Source organism: Terriglobales bacterium (assembly GCA_035624455.1).
GTDB lineage: Bacteria > Acidobacteriota > Terriglobia > Terriglobales > Acidobacteriaceae > DASPRM01.
In genome coordinates, this window is record DASPRM010000117.1 from 26,022 (window position 1) to 41,706 (window position 15,685).

General features: G+C 56.8%; 15 protein-coding genes and 1 tRNA gene. 10 read left to right on the top strand and 6 right to left on the bottom strand.

The window, feature by feature from the left end; genetic code table 11:
• Positions 1–155 precede the first annotated feature (155 nt).
• From VEG30_12930 to VEG30_12940, 3 genes are all read left to right on the top strand, one after another.
• The gene (locus VEG30_12930) at positions 156–1,598 is read left to right on the top strand and encodes a hypothetical protein (protein HXZ80829.1); all 1,443 of its coding nucleotides are present in this window, start codon (positions 156–158) and stop codon (positions 1,596–1,598) included.
• A gap of 166 nt (positions 1,599–1,764) precedes the next feature.
• Positions 1,765–2,601 carry a sulfite exporter TauE/SafE family protein gene (locus VEG30_12935; protein ID HXZ80830.1) on the top strand — a complete coding sequence of 279 codons (837 nt, stop codon included), beginning with the start codon at positions 1,765–1,767 and terminating at the stop codon, positions 2,599–2,601.
• On the top strand, positions 2,598–2,987 hold the full coding sequence (locus VEG30_12940; protein ID HXZ80831.1) for a DUF1634 domain-containing protein: 390 nt from the start codon (positions 2,598–2,600) through the stop codon (positions 2,985–2,987). Before VEG30_12935 ends, VEG30_12940 begins: the two co-directional genes overlap by 4 nt.
• 818 nt (positions 2,988–3,805) lie before the next feature.
• Here VEG30_12940 and VEG30_12945 read toward each other — a convergent pair.
• The 4 genes from VEG30_12945 to VEG30_12960 all read right to left on the bottom strand — a co-directional run bounded on the left by VEG30_12945 (position 3,806) and on the right by VEG30_12960 (position 7,519).
• Complete coding sequence (locus tag VEG30_12945; protein HXZ80832.1) at positions 3,806–4,468, bottom strand: hypothetical protein; 663 nt, start codon at positions 4,466–4,468, stop codon at positions 3,806–3,808.
• Between the two features lie 65 nt (positions 4,469–4,533).
• A complete protein-coding gene (gene polX / locus VEG30_12950) occupies positions 4,534–6,294 on the bottom strand; it encodes a DNA polymerase/3'-5' exonuclease PolX (GenBank protein ID HXZ80833.1) in 1,761 nt (586 codons plus the stop codon).
• A gap of 187 nt (positions 6,295–6,481) precedes the next feature.
• A complete protein-coding gene (locus VEG30_12955) occupies positions 6,482–6,697 on the bottom strand; it encodes a cold shock domain-containing protein (GenBank protein ID HXZ80834.1) in 216 nt (71 codons plus the stop codon).
• 210 nt (positions 6,698–6,907) lie between these two features.
• A complete protein-coding gene (locus tag VEG30_12960) occupies positions 6,908–7,519 on the bottom strand; it encodes an NUDIX hydrolase (protein HXZ80835.1) in 612 nt (203 codons plus the stop codon).
• Positions 7,520–8,151: 632 nt separating this feature from the next.
• Here VEG30_12960 and VEG30_12965 point away from each other — a divergent pair.
• On the top strand, positions 8,152–9,024 hold the full coding sequence (locus VEG30_12965; protein HXZ80836.1) for a Rossmann-like and DUF2520 domain-containing protein: 873 nt from the start codon (positions 8,152–8,154) through the stop codon (positions 9,022–9,024).
• 153 nt (positions 9,025–9,177) lie between these two features.
• Here the strand turns inward: VEG30_12965 and ribA are convergent, their stop codons facing one another.
• Positions 9,178–9,819 (bottom strand): GTP cyclohydrolase II, encoded by a 642-nt coding sequence (gene ribA / locus VEG30_12970; GenBank protein HXZ80837.1) that lies wholly within the window; start codon positions 9,817–9,819, stop codon positions 9,178–9,180.
• A 216-nt stretch (positions 9,820–10,035) separates the two neighbouring features.
• Here ribA and VEG30_12975 point away from each other — a divergent pair.
• Positions 10,036–10,111, top strand: a tRNA-Ala gene (locus VEG30_12975).
• Between the two features lie 49 nt (positions 10,112–10,160).
• On the opposite strand, the gene VEG30_12980 is transcribed toward VEG30_12975, so the two are convergent.
• The gene (locus tag VEG30_12980; protein HXZ80838.1) at positions 10,161–10,661 is read right to left on the bottom strand and encodes a hypothetical protein; all 501 of its coding nucleotides are present in this window, start codon (positions 10,659–10,661) and stop codon (positions 10,161–10,163) included.
• Positions 10,662–10,916: 255 nt separating this feature from the next.
• Between VEG30_12980 and VEG30_12985 the strand changes: the two genes are divergently transcribed.
• From VEG30_12985 to VEG30_13005, 5 genes are all read left to right on the top strand, one after another.
• A complete protein-coding gene (locus tag VEG30_12985) occupies positions 10,917–12,074 on the top strand; it encodes a hypothetical protein (GenBank protein HXZ80839.1) in 1,158 nt (385 codons plus the stop codon).
• A complete protein-coding gene (locus VEG30_12990; GenBank protein HXZ80840.1) occupies positions 12,071–13,291 on the top strand; it encodes a glycosyltransferase in 1,221 nt (406 codons plus the stop codon). Before VEG30_12985 ends, VEG30_12990 begins: the two co-directional genes overlap by 4 nt.
• Positions 13,292–13,306: 15 nt before the next feature.
• Positions 13,307–14,122 carry a hypothetical protein gene (locus VEG30_12995; GenBank protein HXZ80841.1) on the top strand — a complete coding sequence of 272 codons (816 nt, stop codon included), beginning with the start codon at positions 13,307–13,309 and terminating at the stop codon, positions 14,120–14,122.
• A 414-nt stretch (positions 14,123–14,536) separates the two neighbouring features.
• Entirely contained in the window at positions 14,537–15,217 is a 681-nt protein-coding gene (locus VEG30_13000; GenBank protein HXZ80842.1) for a prepilin-type N-terminal cleavage/methylation domain-containing protein, read from the top strand.
• Between the two features lie 8 nt (positions 15,218–15,225).
• On the top strand, positions 15,226–15,685 hold a 460-nt coding region (locus VEG30_13005), incomplete at its 3' end, for a hypothetical protein (protein ID HXZ80843.1).

A 15,685-nucleotide genomic window follows, 5' to 3' on the forward strand; every position in this document is an offset into this window, starting at 1 on the left:
CAATGCGCCCCGTACTTACATAGGTACGCGGGGGGCGGAGTGGTGCCTGGGTTATGAGCCAGCTCAGATAGAATCAGGTTCGTTCCGAACCCCGCAAAAGCGCGTACAGATCGTTCCATAGCTGCGGGAGATCTCTACTCGATGAGTCCGGATCTATGGATGTGATGGCCTTAGGCGCGCCTCAGTCGAAGGAAGCCGAGTTGTCGGAGCAGCCTGGTCCGCAAATCCAGAGCTCTTCTCGCACAAAACTGGCATGGGTCTTCTGGACATTGCTGTTTGTCTATAGCCTCACCTGGGCCGGCCACTACACTTCCGGAGACGGAGCGCAGAAGGTCCAGTGGGCAAGACAAATACTCGCGGGCGGGCCCTACCTCACGGACGTTGTAACCGGACATCCGCCCAAATATGGAGTGGGACATACGATTCTGGCGCTTCCGCCGTTGCTGCTCTCGAAAATTTTGCTGGCTGCAAGGGGTCTTCACTCTGAGGCTGCTCTTTATACGTTCCTGTTTGTGGTGAATGGCGCGTTCTTGCTGTATCTGATCGCACGCTATCTCTCGCTGCAGTATTCACCCAGGCAAACCTGGGCGGCAGTACTGATCGTCGGGCTGGCGACGAGCTGGTGGCCCTATACGAAGTTGGACTTCACGGAAGTTTTCGTCCTTACATTTTTCTTTGCTGGATTTCTTCTTTTGAAGTCGGAATACAACATTCTGGGATTCAGTTGTGCCGGTTTTGCGATTCTGTTGCGAACCGATTCGATCGTTTTGTTCGCGCTTCTCCTGATATGGCAGATCCGTCGCCAACGCCCAAAAAGAGCGGTACTGGAAGCCCTGGCAGGAGTGCTTCCCATTGCGATTGTGTACGTGACCGTGAACCTGCTTCGGTATGGCAGCATTCTTGACCACGGATATCCTGGCGAATCGTTCTCCAATCCTTTGCTGATCGGGCTCTACGGAATTCTGTTCTCGTCGGGCAAGAGTGTGTTCCTGTTTTCTCCGGCCCTGCTGCTCGGATTTCTGGGCTGGAAAAAATTTCGCCGAATATTGCCGCTGGATGCAGATTTGTTCCTGGAAGTGTTTCTCTGCGAGCTGCTGATCTACTCGAAGTGGTGGGATTGGTCGGGCGACGATTCCTGGGGTGTCCGCTACATGATTCCCGGCGTCATCCTCATGACCATACCGTGCGTAGAAATGCTGGAGAGACGAGTTTTGACCGCATCGGTGGTCTTAATTGGATTGTGTATTCAGATTCCAGCCGTGCTGGTGTCAGGTCTGGAGTACGTAGTTGCTGTCCACGACTTCACGCTTAAACGTAAGGCGATGTATGTGGAAGGCTGGAACCGAATCGATGTCGACGACGTTCGATTTAATCCCAGGTATTCGCAGATTGTGGGAAACTATGAACTGCTCCGTCTGAAAGTGGGGAAAGCGAGAATATCAGGGTTTTCCGAAACGGAGGAGCAAACCGGCACACCTCTCGAGCAGTCATTGCGAGAAAAAAAGATACCTCAGACCGGAACCTGCAGTCTGGATCTGATCTGGTGCGGAATACACCGGCAGAAAGGCTCGAATCAACAATCTGTCCCGGGAAATTAAGACTGAACCAGAAAGCGTACACTCTGAGAAGCAATCGGTTTTGAAAGGGCGCGGCTTCAGCCGCGCCGTCCAGAGCCGCGTAAATTCTGGGCTTTAGCCCCAGAGGGAAAAAGACGTTTGCCCCCTCGGTTCATTATGAGATAGCTTCTGACTGCTCGCATCCTGCATGACCATCCTTCTCTTTACCGCCCTGGTCTGGATTGGCGCAGTGATCGCCGGATTTCTGGGTGCGCTCACAGGACTGGGGGGTGGGGTAGTGGTGGTACCGCTGCTGACGATTCTGCTCCACGTGGATATCCGTTACGCGATCGGCGCCTCGCTGGTATCGGTGATCGCGACCTCCTCGGGGGCGGCCGCCGCCTACGTGAGGGAAGGGTTTTCGAACATCCGCATCGGCATGTTCCTGGAAGTGGCAACCACTTTCGGCGCGCTGCTGGGAGCTTACATAGCCGCGATAGCGCCAACCAAGGCGATCGCCATCGTGTTCGGACTTGTGCTGTTGCTGTCCGCTTTTCTCTCTGCCAGGGAGAAACATGGTTCTCGGCTCGTCAAGCCTCCAGATCCGTTGGCTACGCGCTTGCGCATGAATGGCAGCTTTCCTGCGACAGGTGGCCTTGAGCACTACAACGTCTACAACGTGCCCGGAGGGTTCAGCCTGATGTTTGCGGCTGGCACCTTGTCGGGTCTGCTGGGAATCGGGTCGGGCGCGGTGAAGGTCCTGGCCATGGACCAGGCGATGAAGATCCCCTTCAAGGTTTCGACGACCACCAGCAACTTCATGATTGGTGTTACCGCCGCTGCCAGTGCCGGTTTATATCTGAGCCGAGGCTGGATCGATCCCGGGCTGGCGATGCCGGTCATGCTTGGAGTTCTGACGGGTTCGATCATCGGCGCACGCGTGCTTGTAGGAGCGCGGGTGAAGGTTTTGCGGTATTTGTTCAGTGCCGTTATCGTGGCACTTGGGCTGGAGATGATCTACAACGCGCTCAGAGGAAGACTATGACGGATCAACGAGCTGCCTGGAGCGATGAAAAGACGGAACAGATTATTGGCAATCTCCTGCGCTTCGGGGTGATGACCGCCGCCGGCGTCGTGCTCGGCGGAGGCATTCTTTATCTGGTTCGCCATGGCGGCGAGCACGTTAACTACCGAGTGTTCCGTGGCGAGCCGGAGAATTTTCGCAGCTTGCCCGGCATAGTTTCCTCGGCGCTATCGCTGCACGCCCGGGGAATTATCCAGTTTGGCTTGTTGCTGCTGATTGCCACCCCCGTCGCGCGCGTGTTGTTCTCCGCGTTTGCTTTCGTATTGGAGCGCGATTGGCTCTACGTAGTCGTTACCCTGATTGTGTTCGCCGTTCTGGTCTTTAGTCTGATGGGTGGGAAGGTCTGATCGAGCTGCGTTGTGCGCGTGAGGACTGTGTCGTGTCCGCCTGCACTCGCGACCTTCTTTCACTTTACTTCGGGCATGTCAATTGAGAATGAGCCGAAGGTAACTTGGCCCCTGCGGCCGTGCGAACTAGCATTACCCCCTATGGTCGCCTTTCAGGCGACTGCTTTCGATTTCCCTCGGACTTGCACTCCTTACTGTCGCCATGCCTTTGGCGGTGAGACCTCCCAATACCAACTTGTCAATCCGAGGGAGCGTGGTGCTTGGAGCCGCATGGGTTGCAATCCTTGCATACGCTTTTGTCAGGTTCAAAAAGCGCGGTTGCTGGTTTCTGCTCGGCACACCTCTGATTGGGTTCTGGTTTTTCGTCCTGTTTTTGATTGCTTGGGGCTGTGCCCACAATCCAAGGGCTTGTCCCTAATGAGTGCAATGGGAATTTGTCGCCAACTATTCGCGTAATACGATGCGCGGGATGGGACAACCCGTGGACGGTGGACAACAAAGCCCTGCCCGGCTTCGCAGAATCGGATTTAAGGTGCGGGTTATGAGCCGCTACGGATCGTTCGCGCTCCCCCCGGCGCCTAGGGCGATTTTCGCGCGCAAACCTGCGTAGCCGGGGGAGTTGCCTGAACGAGGTAAGATGGCGAAGTGATTACCATCCTGATTGCCGTGCTCGTGCTCATCGGCCTCATCACGCTTATCCGCGCCGCGTTTGAAAAGTAGTTGCTCTTCGGCCGGGTAGCAAGGGAGCACAATCGCGGGCAAGAGTCTCTACGCCACTCGGTTTGAAAATCGGCTGATCCCGATTACCTGGTGCGAAATCACTTCGTGATCACCACCGGCTTGGGTTGGTCATAGGGTTCGACGACCACCGCCAGCGACTTTCGTTTCTCGAAGTCGTCTTTGCTCACAGGAAAACTGACTATGATGGTTCCTTTCGCCTTTCCTCCAGGCGCAATCTTGGTTTCCGGCACCAGCGGCGGCAGCGCGTTGTATTTCAGCTCAGGGAACGCCTGAAAATAACGGTCAAAATCAACCGCAGAAGCAGCATCGTCGCTCCACTCACCCTTATCCGTCGTCAGCCTGGCTTTGAGGTTGTGTACCCAGAAGGATTTCTGGGTAGGGTTGTCGAGGGAAACATTGATTGCCACCATCACGCTATTCTCAGGGACGCTGACTGCGGTCACATCTGTGAGTTGACCCTCAGCACCTGGCTTAGCCCGAGTTGTCCAGGAGACCGCCAGCAAAACGATGCCCACGGCAACAACAGCGATGACCAGGATTTGCAGCGGCGGCATGGTCCAGCGGGCTCGGTCAAACTCCTCCGTCAGCGGGACATGAGCGGGATCGATGGGTTCTTCCGGCGCTCGCTCTAGCTTCTTCGTCAGCTTCTTCAGCTGCACTCTCTTGAGCTGCACCTTTTTTAGGATTACACGCCGCTTGGGAGCCTGCTCTGAAGGGGATGGCTGAGACTCTTCGTTCATGTTGCCTCCTTTATTCCCAACCTCCGCCAGCAGAGGGCGAGAGGGTGGGGCACCCGAGCTCATATTCAAGCCGCCAGGTTTTGGTCCCACTCTTTCTTCATGGCCCGGGCGAATCGGTCCACCGGCAAGGTATTCAACACCTCGGCTTTGGTGAGCCAGCCGCGGCGAGCCTGCAGCACACCATAGCGAATCTTCTCCATATGCGACGTGTGGTGGGAATCGGTATTAATCACGGTTTTAACGCCACGCTCTTTCGCCATACGAAGATGCCGATCGTTGAGATCGAGGCGGTCGGGATAGGCATTAAGCTCCATCGCAACCCGGTTTTTCGCCGCCGCTGCCATCACCGCTTCCATGTCGTAGGGATAAGCGTCGCGCCGCAACAACAGACGCCCGGTTGGATGGCCGAGAATGGAAACATGCGGGTTGGCCAGGGCTTTCAGCAGACGATCTGTCATTTCCTGCGGCCCTTGATTGAAGTGTGAGTGCACACTGGCGATCACCAGATCCATCTGTTCCAACACAAAGTCGGACAGATCCAGCGACCCATCCGCCAGAATGTCCACCTCAACTCCAGCAAATACTTTGATGCCCTCAATCTGCTGATCTGCGGTACGAATTCTGCGGATATGCTCGAGCGCTCGTTCGTCATCCAGGCCGTTGGCGAAGGCCAGATTCTGAGAATGATCCGTGATGGCCATGTACTTGTAACCGCGGGCGCGTGCGGCCTCGACCATTTCTTCGATCGTGTTGCGCCCGTCGGTTTCGACGGTGTGCATGTGAACGTCGCCAAGCAGGTCCTGCTCCGTGATCAACGTCGGCAGCGTCCCGGATTCGGCCGCTTCAATCTCGCCCTGGTTTTCGCGCAGCTCGGGCGGGATGTATTGCAATCCCAGCTTCTGATAGATCTCCTCCTCCACGCTTCCCGCCACGCGCTCCTGGTTGTCGAGCCGAGCCAGTCCGTATTCGCTCAACGTGTAACCCATTTTCAGCGCCCGCTGCCGCAGGCTCACGTTGTGTGACTTCGACCCGGTGAAGTACTGCATGGCCGCGCCAAACGAATCACGGGGAAGCAGGCGAACGTCCACCTGCATAGTGCTGCGGAGTTTGAAGCTGACCTTGTTATCACCTCGGGCAAGCACATCCAGAATTCCGGGAAAGCGAAGGATATGGTCAATCAAGGCAGCGCGCTGGCCGGAATCTTCGCAGGCGGTGCCCGTAACCAGGATGTCGAGGTCGCCAACCGTTTCCCGGCCGCGGCGCAATGAGCCGGCAGGCGTGACCTTATCCACGCCCTGGATTTTCCTTATGTGATCGCTTAGTCTATGTGCCACCTGTTCCGCATCGTCGAGGAGAAAACGTCCGGCGATTCGCTTATAGTCGGCGATGGATTTCAGAATTCTCTCTTCCTGTTTTTTCCCCATGCGGGGCAGCTCGCGAATCTTGGCTTCGCGCGCCAATTTTTCTACACCATCCACATCCGCGATCTGATAGGCGCTCCAGATCAGCGCGATCGTCTTGGGACCCAGGCCGGAAATCTTCAAAAGCTCAAGCATCGTAGGACGATATTTGGTGAGCAGTTCGGTGTGTAATTGCAGTTTGCCTTCCTGACAAATCTCCCTCACATTGGCGGCCATCCCTTTGCCGATGCCGGGGATTTCCAGCAGTTTCTTGGGATCACACAACAGAGACTCCGCCGGCTCGGTCAGGCTCTCGATGGCTTCGCCGGCGCGACGATAGGAGCGGATGCGAAAGGGATCGCCGCCATCGATCTCGATCAGATCTGCGGTTTCGTAGAGGATGCCTGCTATCGTCCTATTGTCCACTGGTATTGTCGTCCCCCGCCCGGGACTGGGCCAGGGGCTGAGCTACTGGCAAGAATTGTAGCTCCCGCGCAACCTTCTGTCCCGCAGTCGCACGCCTACGGCGAGTAGGGTTCTCCCGCCCACGGCCTCCCGTCCATTGCGGCCGGCGTGGCTATCGAATCGACGACACAATCGGCGCCGATTGCAGCTATTGTGCGACGGCTTTGGTGACGTTGGCGGCTTGCGGACCCTTCTGACCGTCAACAATTTCAAACTCCACGTCATCGCCCTCCTGCAGGCTGCGGTAGCCTTCGGCGGTGATTCCTGAGTAGTGCACGAACACGTCCGGACCATCGTCGCGCCCGATGAACCCGTACCCTTTGGCGTTGTTGAACCACTTTACCTTTCCCTTAATACGAGCCACTTTCTCACCTTCCTCCGCTGATTTAGCTGGTTAAAGAACTCAGGCAAGCCGCCTCGGCCCAGCATTGGAACCCGAATACACAGACGAATCCCGGACGTGGGCTGTATGGCGCGTGGGACCAAGTGGAAGGGCGGATCGGCTGCTCTATTACTTCTATTCTCCAAAGCCGTGGAAACGTTGTCAACCCGAGAAACAGCAAAAACAGCGCATCTACGGCGACTTTTCGACCCTTTTTCTGTCCAGCCATAGAGTGCCGATGATCGTCTTAGCATCTGCAATACCCCCGTTCATCACCATGCGGACAGCCTGGGAGAGCGAGAAGAAGCGGGTGCGAATCGCTTCATCGTCTTCCGGTTGCGCTACGCCCCGATCCAGCCCGGTAGCTAGGTAGATGGCCATGGTCTCATCCAGGAAGCCCGGACTGGGATAAAAGTAGAGGACGCGTCGCCAGTGTTTTGCCTTAAACCCGGTTTCCTCCAAAAGTTCTCGTTGGGCGGCCGGAAGTTCGTCCTCGCCCTCATCTATCCGTCCCGCCGGCAGTTCCCAGAGGAACTGATTGGCGGCATACCGGTACTGTCGCTCTAGTAGGATGCGAACTTCCTGCCTCGCGACGCCTGATCGGCCTTTATTGGTTTTGCCGCCTTCGTCTAGCGCCAGGATCACTACCGAACCCGAGTGCCGCACAATGTCCCGCCACGTCTGGATGCCGCCGGGTTCCTTCACCTGGTCGCTGGTGACCTGAAACACCGGCCCGCGATAGGGCACTTTGGATGACAGGATTCGTACAGAAGTGGTACTGGCCTTTTTCGTTCTCTTGCGCATCCCCCCAATATAGGCGAGAAGCGCAACTTGTGGGTGCCTTGCCTTTGCTATCCGTCAGGTGTTGCCTTTGTGGCCGATGCCTGCATTTTGTCAGTTGACGTATATTTCTCCCCGCCAATGGTGAATCTGCTTGCAACTAGCTGGAATCTGGCTTGGCCCGTCCCGGGTTGCGGCTTTCTCGTAGTTCTTTTTCACGCTTTTCAAACGCCTGATTGATCCGTTCAACCAACTTCATGAGCTTGTCGGGATCCAACTCCTTACTCGCTTGTTCGCACAATTCTCGCCATTCCTTATCTCCGGACATGAGACTCCCTGGAAACCCGTGGTGAATGCAGCGCAAATCCTGGAAAAATGTAAGGAAAAACCGCTATCGCCGTCTGTCAGGCATCCGACAAAGCTGCAGCGTCGCGCCGAGGTAGGAGGGTGGTCGGAAACTGCCGGTGTCCCGGGTTCGCGTCGTGCAGTTCGGCGCTAACCTGGGATGAATACTCTCAAGACTGCCTGATCTGGAAGTGGGGGTCTCCGCGAGATTGACGGGATCGTGAGTGTCCTCAGGACCGACGCAGATGTCACAACAGATCCTACTCGTGCTGCCTCTGGCCTGATATCCTGCGCGGTCTCTGTGATTTCAGATGGCGAAACCAACCATAACCATTGTTGGGACGGGAGCGCTGGGGACGGCGCTGCTGGTAAATCTGGCGCGCAAGGGCTATCCGATCAAAGAAATCGTATCCCGAAAAGGGCGCCTGCCCTTGATTGGTAACAGGGCTTTGCCTCGAGCGAAGAGTCTTTCGCCTAAGCTAATCTCGCCCGCCGGCGCGCGATTATCTGCAAAGGTCATCTGGATCTGCGTGCGTGATTCGGGCATCCGAGAATGTGCCGAGGGCTTCGCGGATCGGATTGATTGGCGCGGGCACATCGTCTTGCATTCCAGCGGTGCGCTGACCTCCGACGAGCTCTCCGCCCTGCGAGTTCGTGGCGCTGCGGTGGCTTCTGTTCATCCCATGATGACGTTTGTTTCCGGCGCGCAACCTCGTCTAGAGGGGATCTGGTTCGCGATTGAAGGCGATATTGAGGCACGCCGCGTCGCGGAGCGGATCGTGGCAGACTTCGGAGGGCACAGCTTTGTTATCCCCAAGTCGAAGAAGCCGCTCTACCACACGTTTGGAGCATTTCTCTCGCCGCTGATCATTGCTCATCTGGCACTTACGGAACGCCTGGGGGCAGCCGCCGGTGTTCCAGGCTCGCGCGTGCAGTCGGTGATGCGGCCAATTCTGGAGCAGACGCTGGCCAACTACACCAAATTGGGGCCGGCAGGTGCTTTGAGTGGACCACTCGCCCGAGGAGATGTCGAAACGATAAGACGTAACCTCAAAGCTCTATCGAAACTCGCGGATGCAAAACAGATTTACATTGACTTGGTGCGTTCCGCTATGCGGACACTGCCGGTTAAGAATCGGAGAGGGCTACAAGAAATGCTGCGCGGCGCTGTCACTCGGCGCTAGGAAGCTTATTGGAGACCAGCCAAGAGCGGCGAGGAGCTGTTGTTCTACGCTGCAGAATGGCTACTTCTTTGGCCAGGGTGGGGTAGTTCCACACTCATGGTGACCCGGTTCGCGCCGTGCAGTTCGTCGCATCAGGTCCCGGCTAGCGAACGTCTAAAACTCCTTGAACAGATGCCCTAATTTTTCTTTCTTGGTCTTCAGATAGGTTTCCGAATAAGCCGAGCCCGGCTCCACTTCGCATGGGACACGTTCGACTACCTCGACACCCGCCTTCTGCACCGCCGAGACCTTCTCTGGATTGTTCGATAGCAGCCTGATCCGTTGCAGTCCCAGTGCCTTGAGCACGGCAGCGGGAAGCTCGTATTCGCGCTCGTCGGCTTTAAAGCCCAGGCGCTCGTTAGCTTCCACGGTATCGAGGCCGGCGTCCTGCAGGGCATAGGCTTGCAGTTTGGCCATTAACCCGATGCCGCGGCCCTCCTGCTGTTCGTACACCAGAACCCCGGAGCCGGCGTCTGCAATCAAGCTCAAGGCCATCTCCAGTTGCTGGCGGCAGTCGCAACGCAGGGAGTGGAACACATCGCCGGTAAGACACTGCGAGTGAATACGCACCAGCGGGGGCGCGCTCTGGAGATCTCCCATCACCAGCGCGACGGCGCTTTCCGCCTGACGCTCCCCCACAAGATGCGCAGTCGTGGCGCTGTCTGGGACCGCTGGCATTACTTCTTCAAAGCCATAAATCCGAAAATGTCCCCAACGGGTAGGGAAATCGGCCTCCGCCACCTTCTTTACCTGCATGGAAAGGGTCACCCCTGAATTATAAGCGGCAGGTAGGGCGCGAAGCGCCCTTGCCTGACCAGAAGAGTGTGCGCGGTATTCACAAGACGGCAATTTTGTTGTTCGTTGACGTGATCTTGTTACTCGTTGACGTAATAGCAATGAAATGCCGGGTGGCTTTTGCGCGTGCGCATACGCGCTGATAAAATCGTGAATGTTCCCAGTCTTCTCTGTCGTGGGGCTATAGCTCAGCTGGGAGAGCGCATCGTTCGCAACGATGAGGTCGTCGGTTCGATCCCGACTAGCTCCACCATGTATCGTCTGCCGCACAGACCTTGCTAGCTGCCTGTCCGCTGAAGCTTTCAGCTCGCCGTGAATTTTCGAAACAGCCAGAGCGGACCGACGCTTAGAAATCTAGCAATTGCCACCGGGAGTTGGCGCAGGTCCTCCAGAAAAGAAGTACGATTCGCTCCTACCAGCAAATTTCCCTGACACATCACGTACCAATTGAACAGGGCAGACACCGCCGCAATCACTGAAGAAACAAGAACCGCGGTGTGGCGGTGCGGCGTTCCGCGATACGCATGCACCCACCATTCCAGTGCCTGTCCGGCTGTGGGAACCCCAATGATTATTACCAAAGCGGAAACCCACAGGGGCCGAAAATTGCGCATCAACTGCACGATCGAGGCCAGGAATCCGGCATTAACGGCACTCACCGCGACTTCCACCAGCACCGTGGCTGTGATGGCCCGCAGTCCGCTTCGCGCAGCGGCAATGGCGAACACGGGGGCGCGCAGCATGATGCTCAAAAGCGCGGATTTCCAGTTCCAGAGCGCGATTACAAGCAAAACGTTGCGCACGAAGGAAGGGTTCTTGGATCTGAGCTTGCCAGGCTCGGCCGAGGGGGAAATGACTTTTATCGCGATAAGGCGCTGCATGGCAAGGAAGCGGCCCAAAACTGCAGTATAGGAATGAGCGTTGCGGCTGTGTGTTAAAAGTCGGTGACAAATAACCCAGCACAAATTAACAGAAAAATGTTTGAAACATAATCTTGGTTTCACGTCCGTTGCGGATACTCCTAGCTGAAATTCGACGGTTCAGGACAGGAGGTCCGCGTGCACAATCCGCTCACCTACCTCTGGCAGGATCCAACAGCGGCGCAGAATTCGAAGACCGCTGTTTCCCTTCACGGTCACACCAACCATTCCAAAGAAAGCCTATATTTCATTATGCAGTTCGCGCAGCAGTACGGGCTGCTGCGCTGGGCGCTGGAGCAGAAGGAGAAACGGGCCCAACAGGATTCTGCGATCAAGCTGGACTTCTGGAAGGCGTACTGGACGCCGCCTCTGCCAGCCCTGGCCGCGTACGACATCGAGCGGCGACAGATCGAGGAACAACTGGAAATTGAAGCCATGATCTCCTTGACCGATCACGACAACATAGAAGCTCCCATGCTGTTGCGAGTGGTACCCGAGGCGAGGCGCATTCCCGTATCGCTGGAATGGAGCGTGCCGTACGAGGAGACCATCTTTCATCTCGGCGTTCACAACCTCCCAACCGCGGAAGCCGAGCCGTGGACGATGCGCCTTCTCGATTATGCGAAGAAACCCGATCCTGCCCAACTGCGCAGCTTGGTGGCAGCACTGTCGGACATCCCGCAGGTACTTCTGGTCTTTAATCATCCGTTGTGGGACCTCCCCAGGGTTGGCCGTGATCGGCACCTGGAACTGGTCCACAGATTTGCCTCCGAGATTGGGGAATTTCTGCACGCCTACGAACTCGGAGGACTGCGCGGGTGGGAAGAGAACGAGGGAGTGATGCAACTGGCGAAAGCCTATGGCAAGCCAGTGATCTCGGGTGGAGACCGCCATGGATGCGAGCCCAGCGCGATTCTCAATCTCACGAACGCCACGAGTTTCTCTGAGTTCGTCGACGAAGTTCGACATGGTCAGAGCCACGTGCTATTCATGCCGCAGTATGCAGAGTCGACAACTCTGCGGACCATCCAGACTCTACTGGATGTGATTCGCAACTATCCTGAACACCCGGCTGGATTCCGGTCCTGGGATGAACGAGTGTTTCATCCCGATCGCGAGGGCGTTTGCCGCCCACTGGCTGCGCTGTGGCGCCAGCCGCCGGCTTTCATTGGACAGACCTTTGCAGTGCTGAGACTGTTTGAGTGTGAGCCGATTCGCGGCGTTCTGCGGATGGCGAACGGCTGGAGGCAAGGCTTGCGTGTCAATCTGGGTGAAGGACAGGAGGCGCTTCCGTGAGCGAAAGTCAGATCAAGGTGGCCTTTTTTCCCGATACCTACCTCGAGGTGGATGGGGTAGCAAACACGGCACGACAATTCGAAGCGTATGTCCGCCGCCACGATCTGCCGATGGTGCTGGTTTACGGGGGCTATGAGGACAAGATCAAGAACGATGGGAATGTCACCCTCATCGAGCGCAAACGCGGCCCGATTGCTTTCGGAGTGGACAAGAAACACGATTTTGATCTTCTCTTTCTTCGCCACTACGAGAAAATCGCGAAACTGCTGCGGGCCACAAAACCCGACGTGATTCATATTACCGGACCAAGCGACGTCGGGATCCTTGGAGTTCTTGTCGCACACTATCTGCGGATTCCGCTGATCGCCTCCTGGCATACCAACCTCCATCAATACGCGGAGCAGCGGGCGCTGGCGCTGCTGCGCTTCCTGCCTGAGGGAATGCGCCGCGGAATGGGCCCACGAATTCGGGCGTGGAGTTTTCAGGCACTGGCGCGCTATTACCGCATTCCGCGAGTCCTGCTGGCTCCAAACCGCGAACTGGAGGAACTGCTGGAGCAACACACGACAAAACGGTGTTTCCCGATGGGGCGGGGTGTCGATACCTCGCTTTTTGATCCTCGGCGGCGCACCCGCACAAATGAGAGCTTCACGATTGGCTACGTGGGCCGGCTCACGGTCGAGAAGAGCGTGGAAGTGCTGGCCCAATTGGAGAAAGCGCTGCTGGCGGCCGGTCTCTCCGATTTCCGCTTCCTCATTGTAGGACAGGGCTCGAGCGAGCCGTGGCTACGTCAAAACATGCAGACCGCCGAATTCGCGGGAGTCCTGCACGGCGAGAAGCTAGCTGCGGCCTACGCCAACATGGACGTGTTCGTGTTTCCCTCGCTTACGGATACCTTCGGGAATGTAGTTCTGGAGGCGTTGGCGTCGGGGGTACCCTCAGTTGTGAGCAACTGCGGTGGGCCACAGTTCATCGTACGACAGGGAGACACAGGATTTGTGGCCAAGAGCCTGGCAGAGTTCGTGGAGAGCATTCGGCGGTTGCATGCAGACCGCCAGTTGCTCGGGCGAATGAGAAGTGCCGCGCGCCAGCAGGCACTCGCATGTTCGTGGGACAGCATCTTCGATGGGGTCTACAAGGCCTATGAAGAAGCACTGAGCATGAGCGCAACCCGGGCCCGCGTGCCGCTGTCGAGCCGTCAAGTGTCGATTATATGATTTGGGAGACTTGAAATGGGACCGGTCAAAGGGCTGAATCTGGCGCTAACCCTCCTGGCTCTGTTATCCGCGTTTGCGGTCCGTGGATTGACACAAGAGCCCGCGTCGGAGCAGGCTCCTGCAACGAAGCTTGACTCGCCGCTGACCGTAGATCAGGTGGTCGACAGGCTGGAGCGCAAAAACGCGGAGCGCAAGCAGGAAATGGCACGGCTGGAAGGGAGACGCATCTACCGCCTAGTTTATCGCGGATTTCCCGGCGATCGCGAGGCCCAGATGCAAGTGCGTTGCGTGTACCAAAATCCTGACGATAAGCAGTTCTTCATTCAGCAGTCGAGCGGTTCGAAGGTAATCCTGGATAAGGTTTTCCAGAAGCTGCTGGAGGGTGAGCAGGAGGCGACACAACCGCAGAATGAGCAGCGCAGCATTCTAAGCCGCGATAACTATAGTTTCACCCTCGTCGCTTATGAGCAAGGACCGGAGGGAACCACCTACGTGCTACAGGTCGAGCCCAAATCCAAGAACCGCTTTTTGTATGTGGGGCGGATCTGGGTGGATGGCGACGATTTCGCGGTGAAAAAGATAAGAGCAGAACCCGCGAAGAACCCATCCTTCTGGACCAAGAAAAACGAAATCGAACATGAATATATGAAGGTGGGCGATTTCTGGGTCCCGGTGCGGAATCGCTCTGTAAGTTCCACCCGGCTTGGCGGGACCGCCACCCTGACAATCGAATACAGCGATTACGAAATCAAAAGCAAACAAGGCGAGACCGCCTCATCCGACCGGCCATCTACCGCATCCGCGAAGAGAATGCATGGCGAAGAGCAGTGAGAGCGGCAACCTGAAAATTTCAGCCGGTCATCCTGAGCGCGGGCCGAGGAGCGGGTCGAAGGACCCGGGTTCTACGCGATAGAGAGGAACTTGAGGGTGCCCGCGCCGTGCCGTTCGGCGCTAACCTGGGACGGAGTAGGCACTCGAGCACCGCAAGGGCAGAACAGGATAGCTTGTGGGCGCGCATACGATCACAATTCTTCTCGCTGCTTACTACCGTTCCTGCAATCCTTTTCGAACCTAAGTTCATAGTGGGCTTTAAATCACGCCACGGCGTTCTAACGCCAGGGCTGAAAGAAGGACTACGCCCAAGAGCCCAACTTGGTGTAAGGTTCTCCTCACATCTTGCCAGCAATCCTGTTTTGCAGCCGAGCGCGAGCAGTGAATCGGTCAAAATTCGAGTGGTCAAGGCAAATGCGCGATTTTGGCCCGTTGGATTCAGAGGTGCCTTGGTGTTTCTTCCGTCATCGGAGTGTTACCGGAGCCGAGAGGAGCGCACGTTCAGCGGGATTCTCTCTGGTCGAAATGATGACCGTCGTTGTGATCATAGTCATCATCGGCGCAGTTGCTATACCCTTCTTGATACATGTTATGGCTGCTTACAGGATGTCATCCGCAGCCAAGTCTCTGGCCTTCGAGCTCAATATGACGCGCGTCCGAGCGGCTTCCAAATTCAACCTCGCCCGGTTGAGCTGCGACAACACGAGCGCCCCGGCGAGCTGCAAAATCGAACTTTGCAACGTGCAAGCTGGAAACGGCTTGTGCGATAACACCGCGTCGCCGGCATGGATATCCGATGGTGAGGCGCTGCCCCTTCCTGCGAACGTTTATTTTGGTTTTGGCTCGATCTCGAAAACTCCGACAGCAGCCCTGTCCGCGAATGCTGAGACTTACCAGATTGTGTTTAACTCCCGCGGCTTGCCCGTGGATATAACCGGGGCCAAGCAGATACCCAAGCCGGACTATGCACTTTACATAAGGGATGCGGCAAATCCTAATAATGACGACGCCACATACGCGGTTACGGTGGCAGCGTCGGGAGCGGTAAGCGTCTGGCAATATAGCTCCGCGAACAACGCCTGGGGGACCCGGTGAGAACAGTCATGCTATTAAACCCGATGTGTGGTAAGCACTCCGGGCGGGAGCACGGCACGACCATAATCGAAACTGTGATTGCAGCGGGAGTTCTTCTGACCTGTATCGCAGGCGTGCTCTCACTATTTACGCTGTCGACAGGATTGAACGCGGGCCACGGCGAAAACGCCACTCGCAACACCGAATTTGCTGCGGCCAAGATCGATCATCTGATGGCATTGCCGTTTAATGATCCCGGTCTGGGAGGAAGCATGAGTGCCAGCAGCACGGCAGGAGGAATTGATCCGGCATCGCCCGTCAGCGGCTATGTGGACTATCTCGATAGGGCCGGCGCCTTGCTGAGCGGGGCAAGCAACGCTGCCTACATACGGCAGTGGCAGATCGTCAGCAGCGCAGCCGTGGATAGCTCGGGCGCGCCGCGGCTTAAGACCATCACCGTGGTGACGCGCACTGCTAACAATGTAAGCG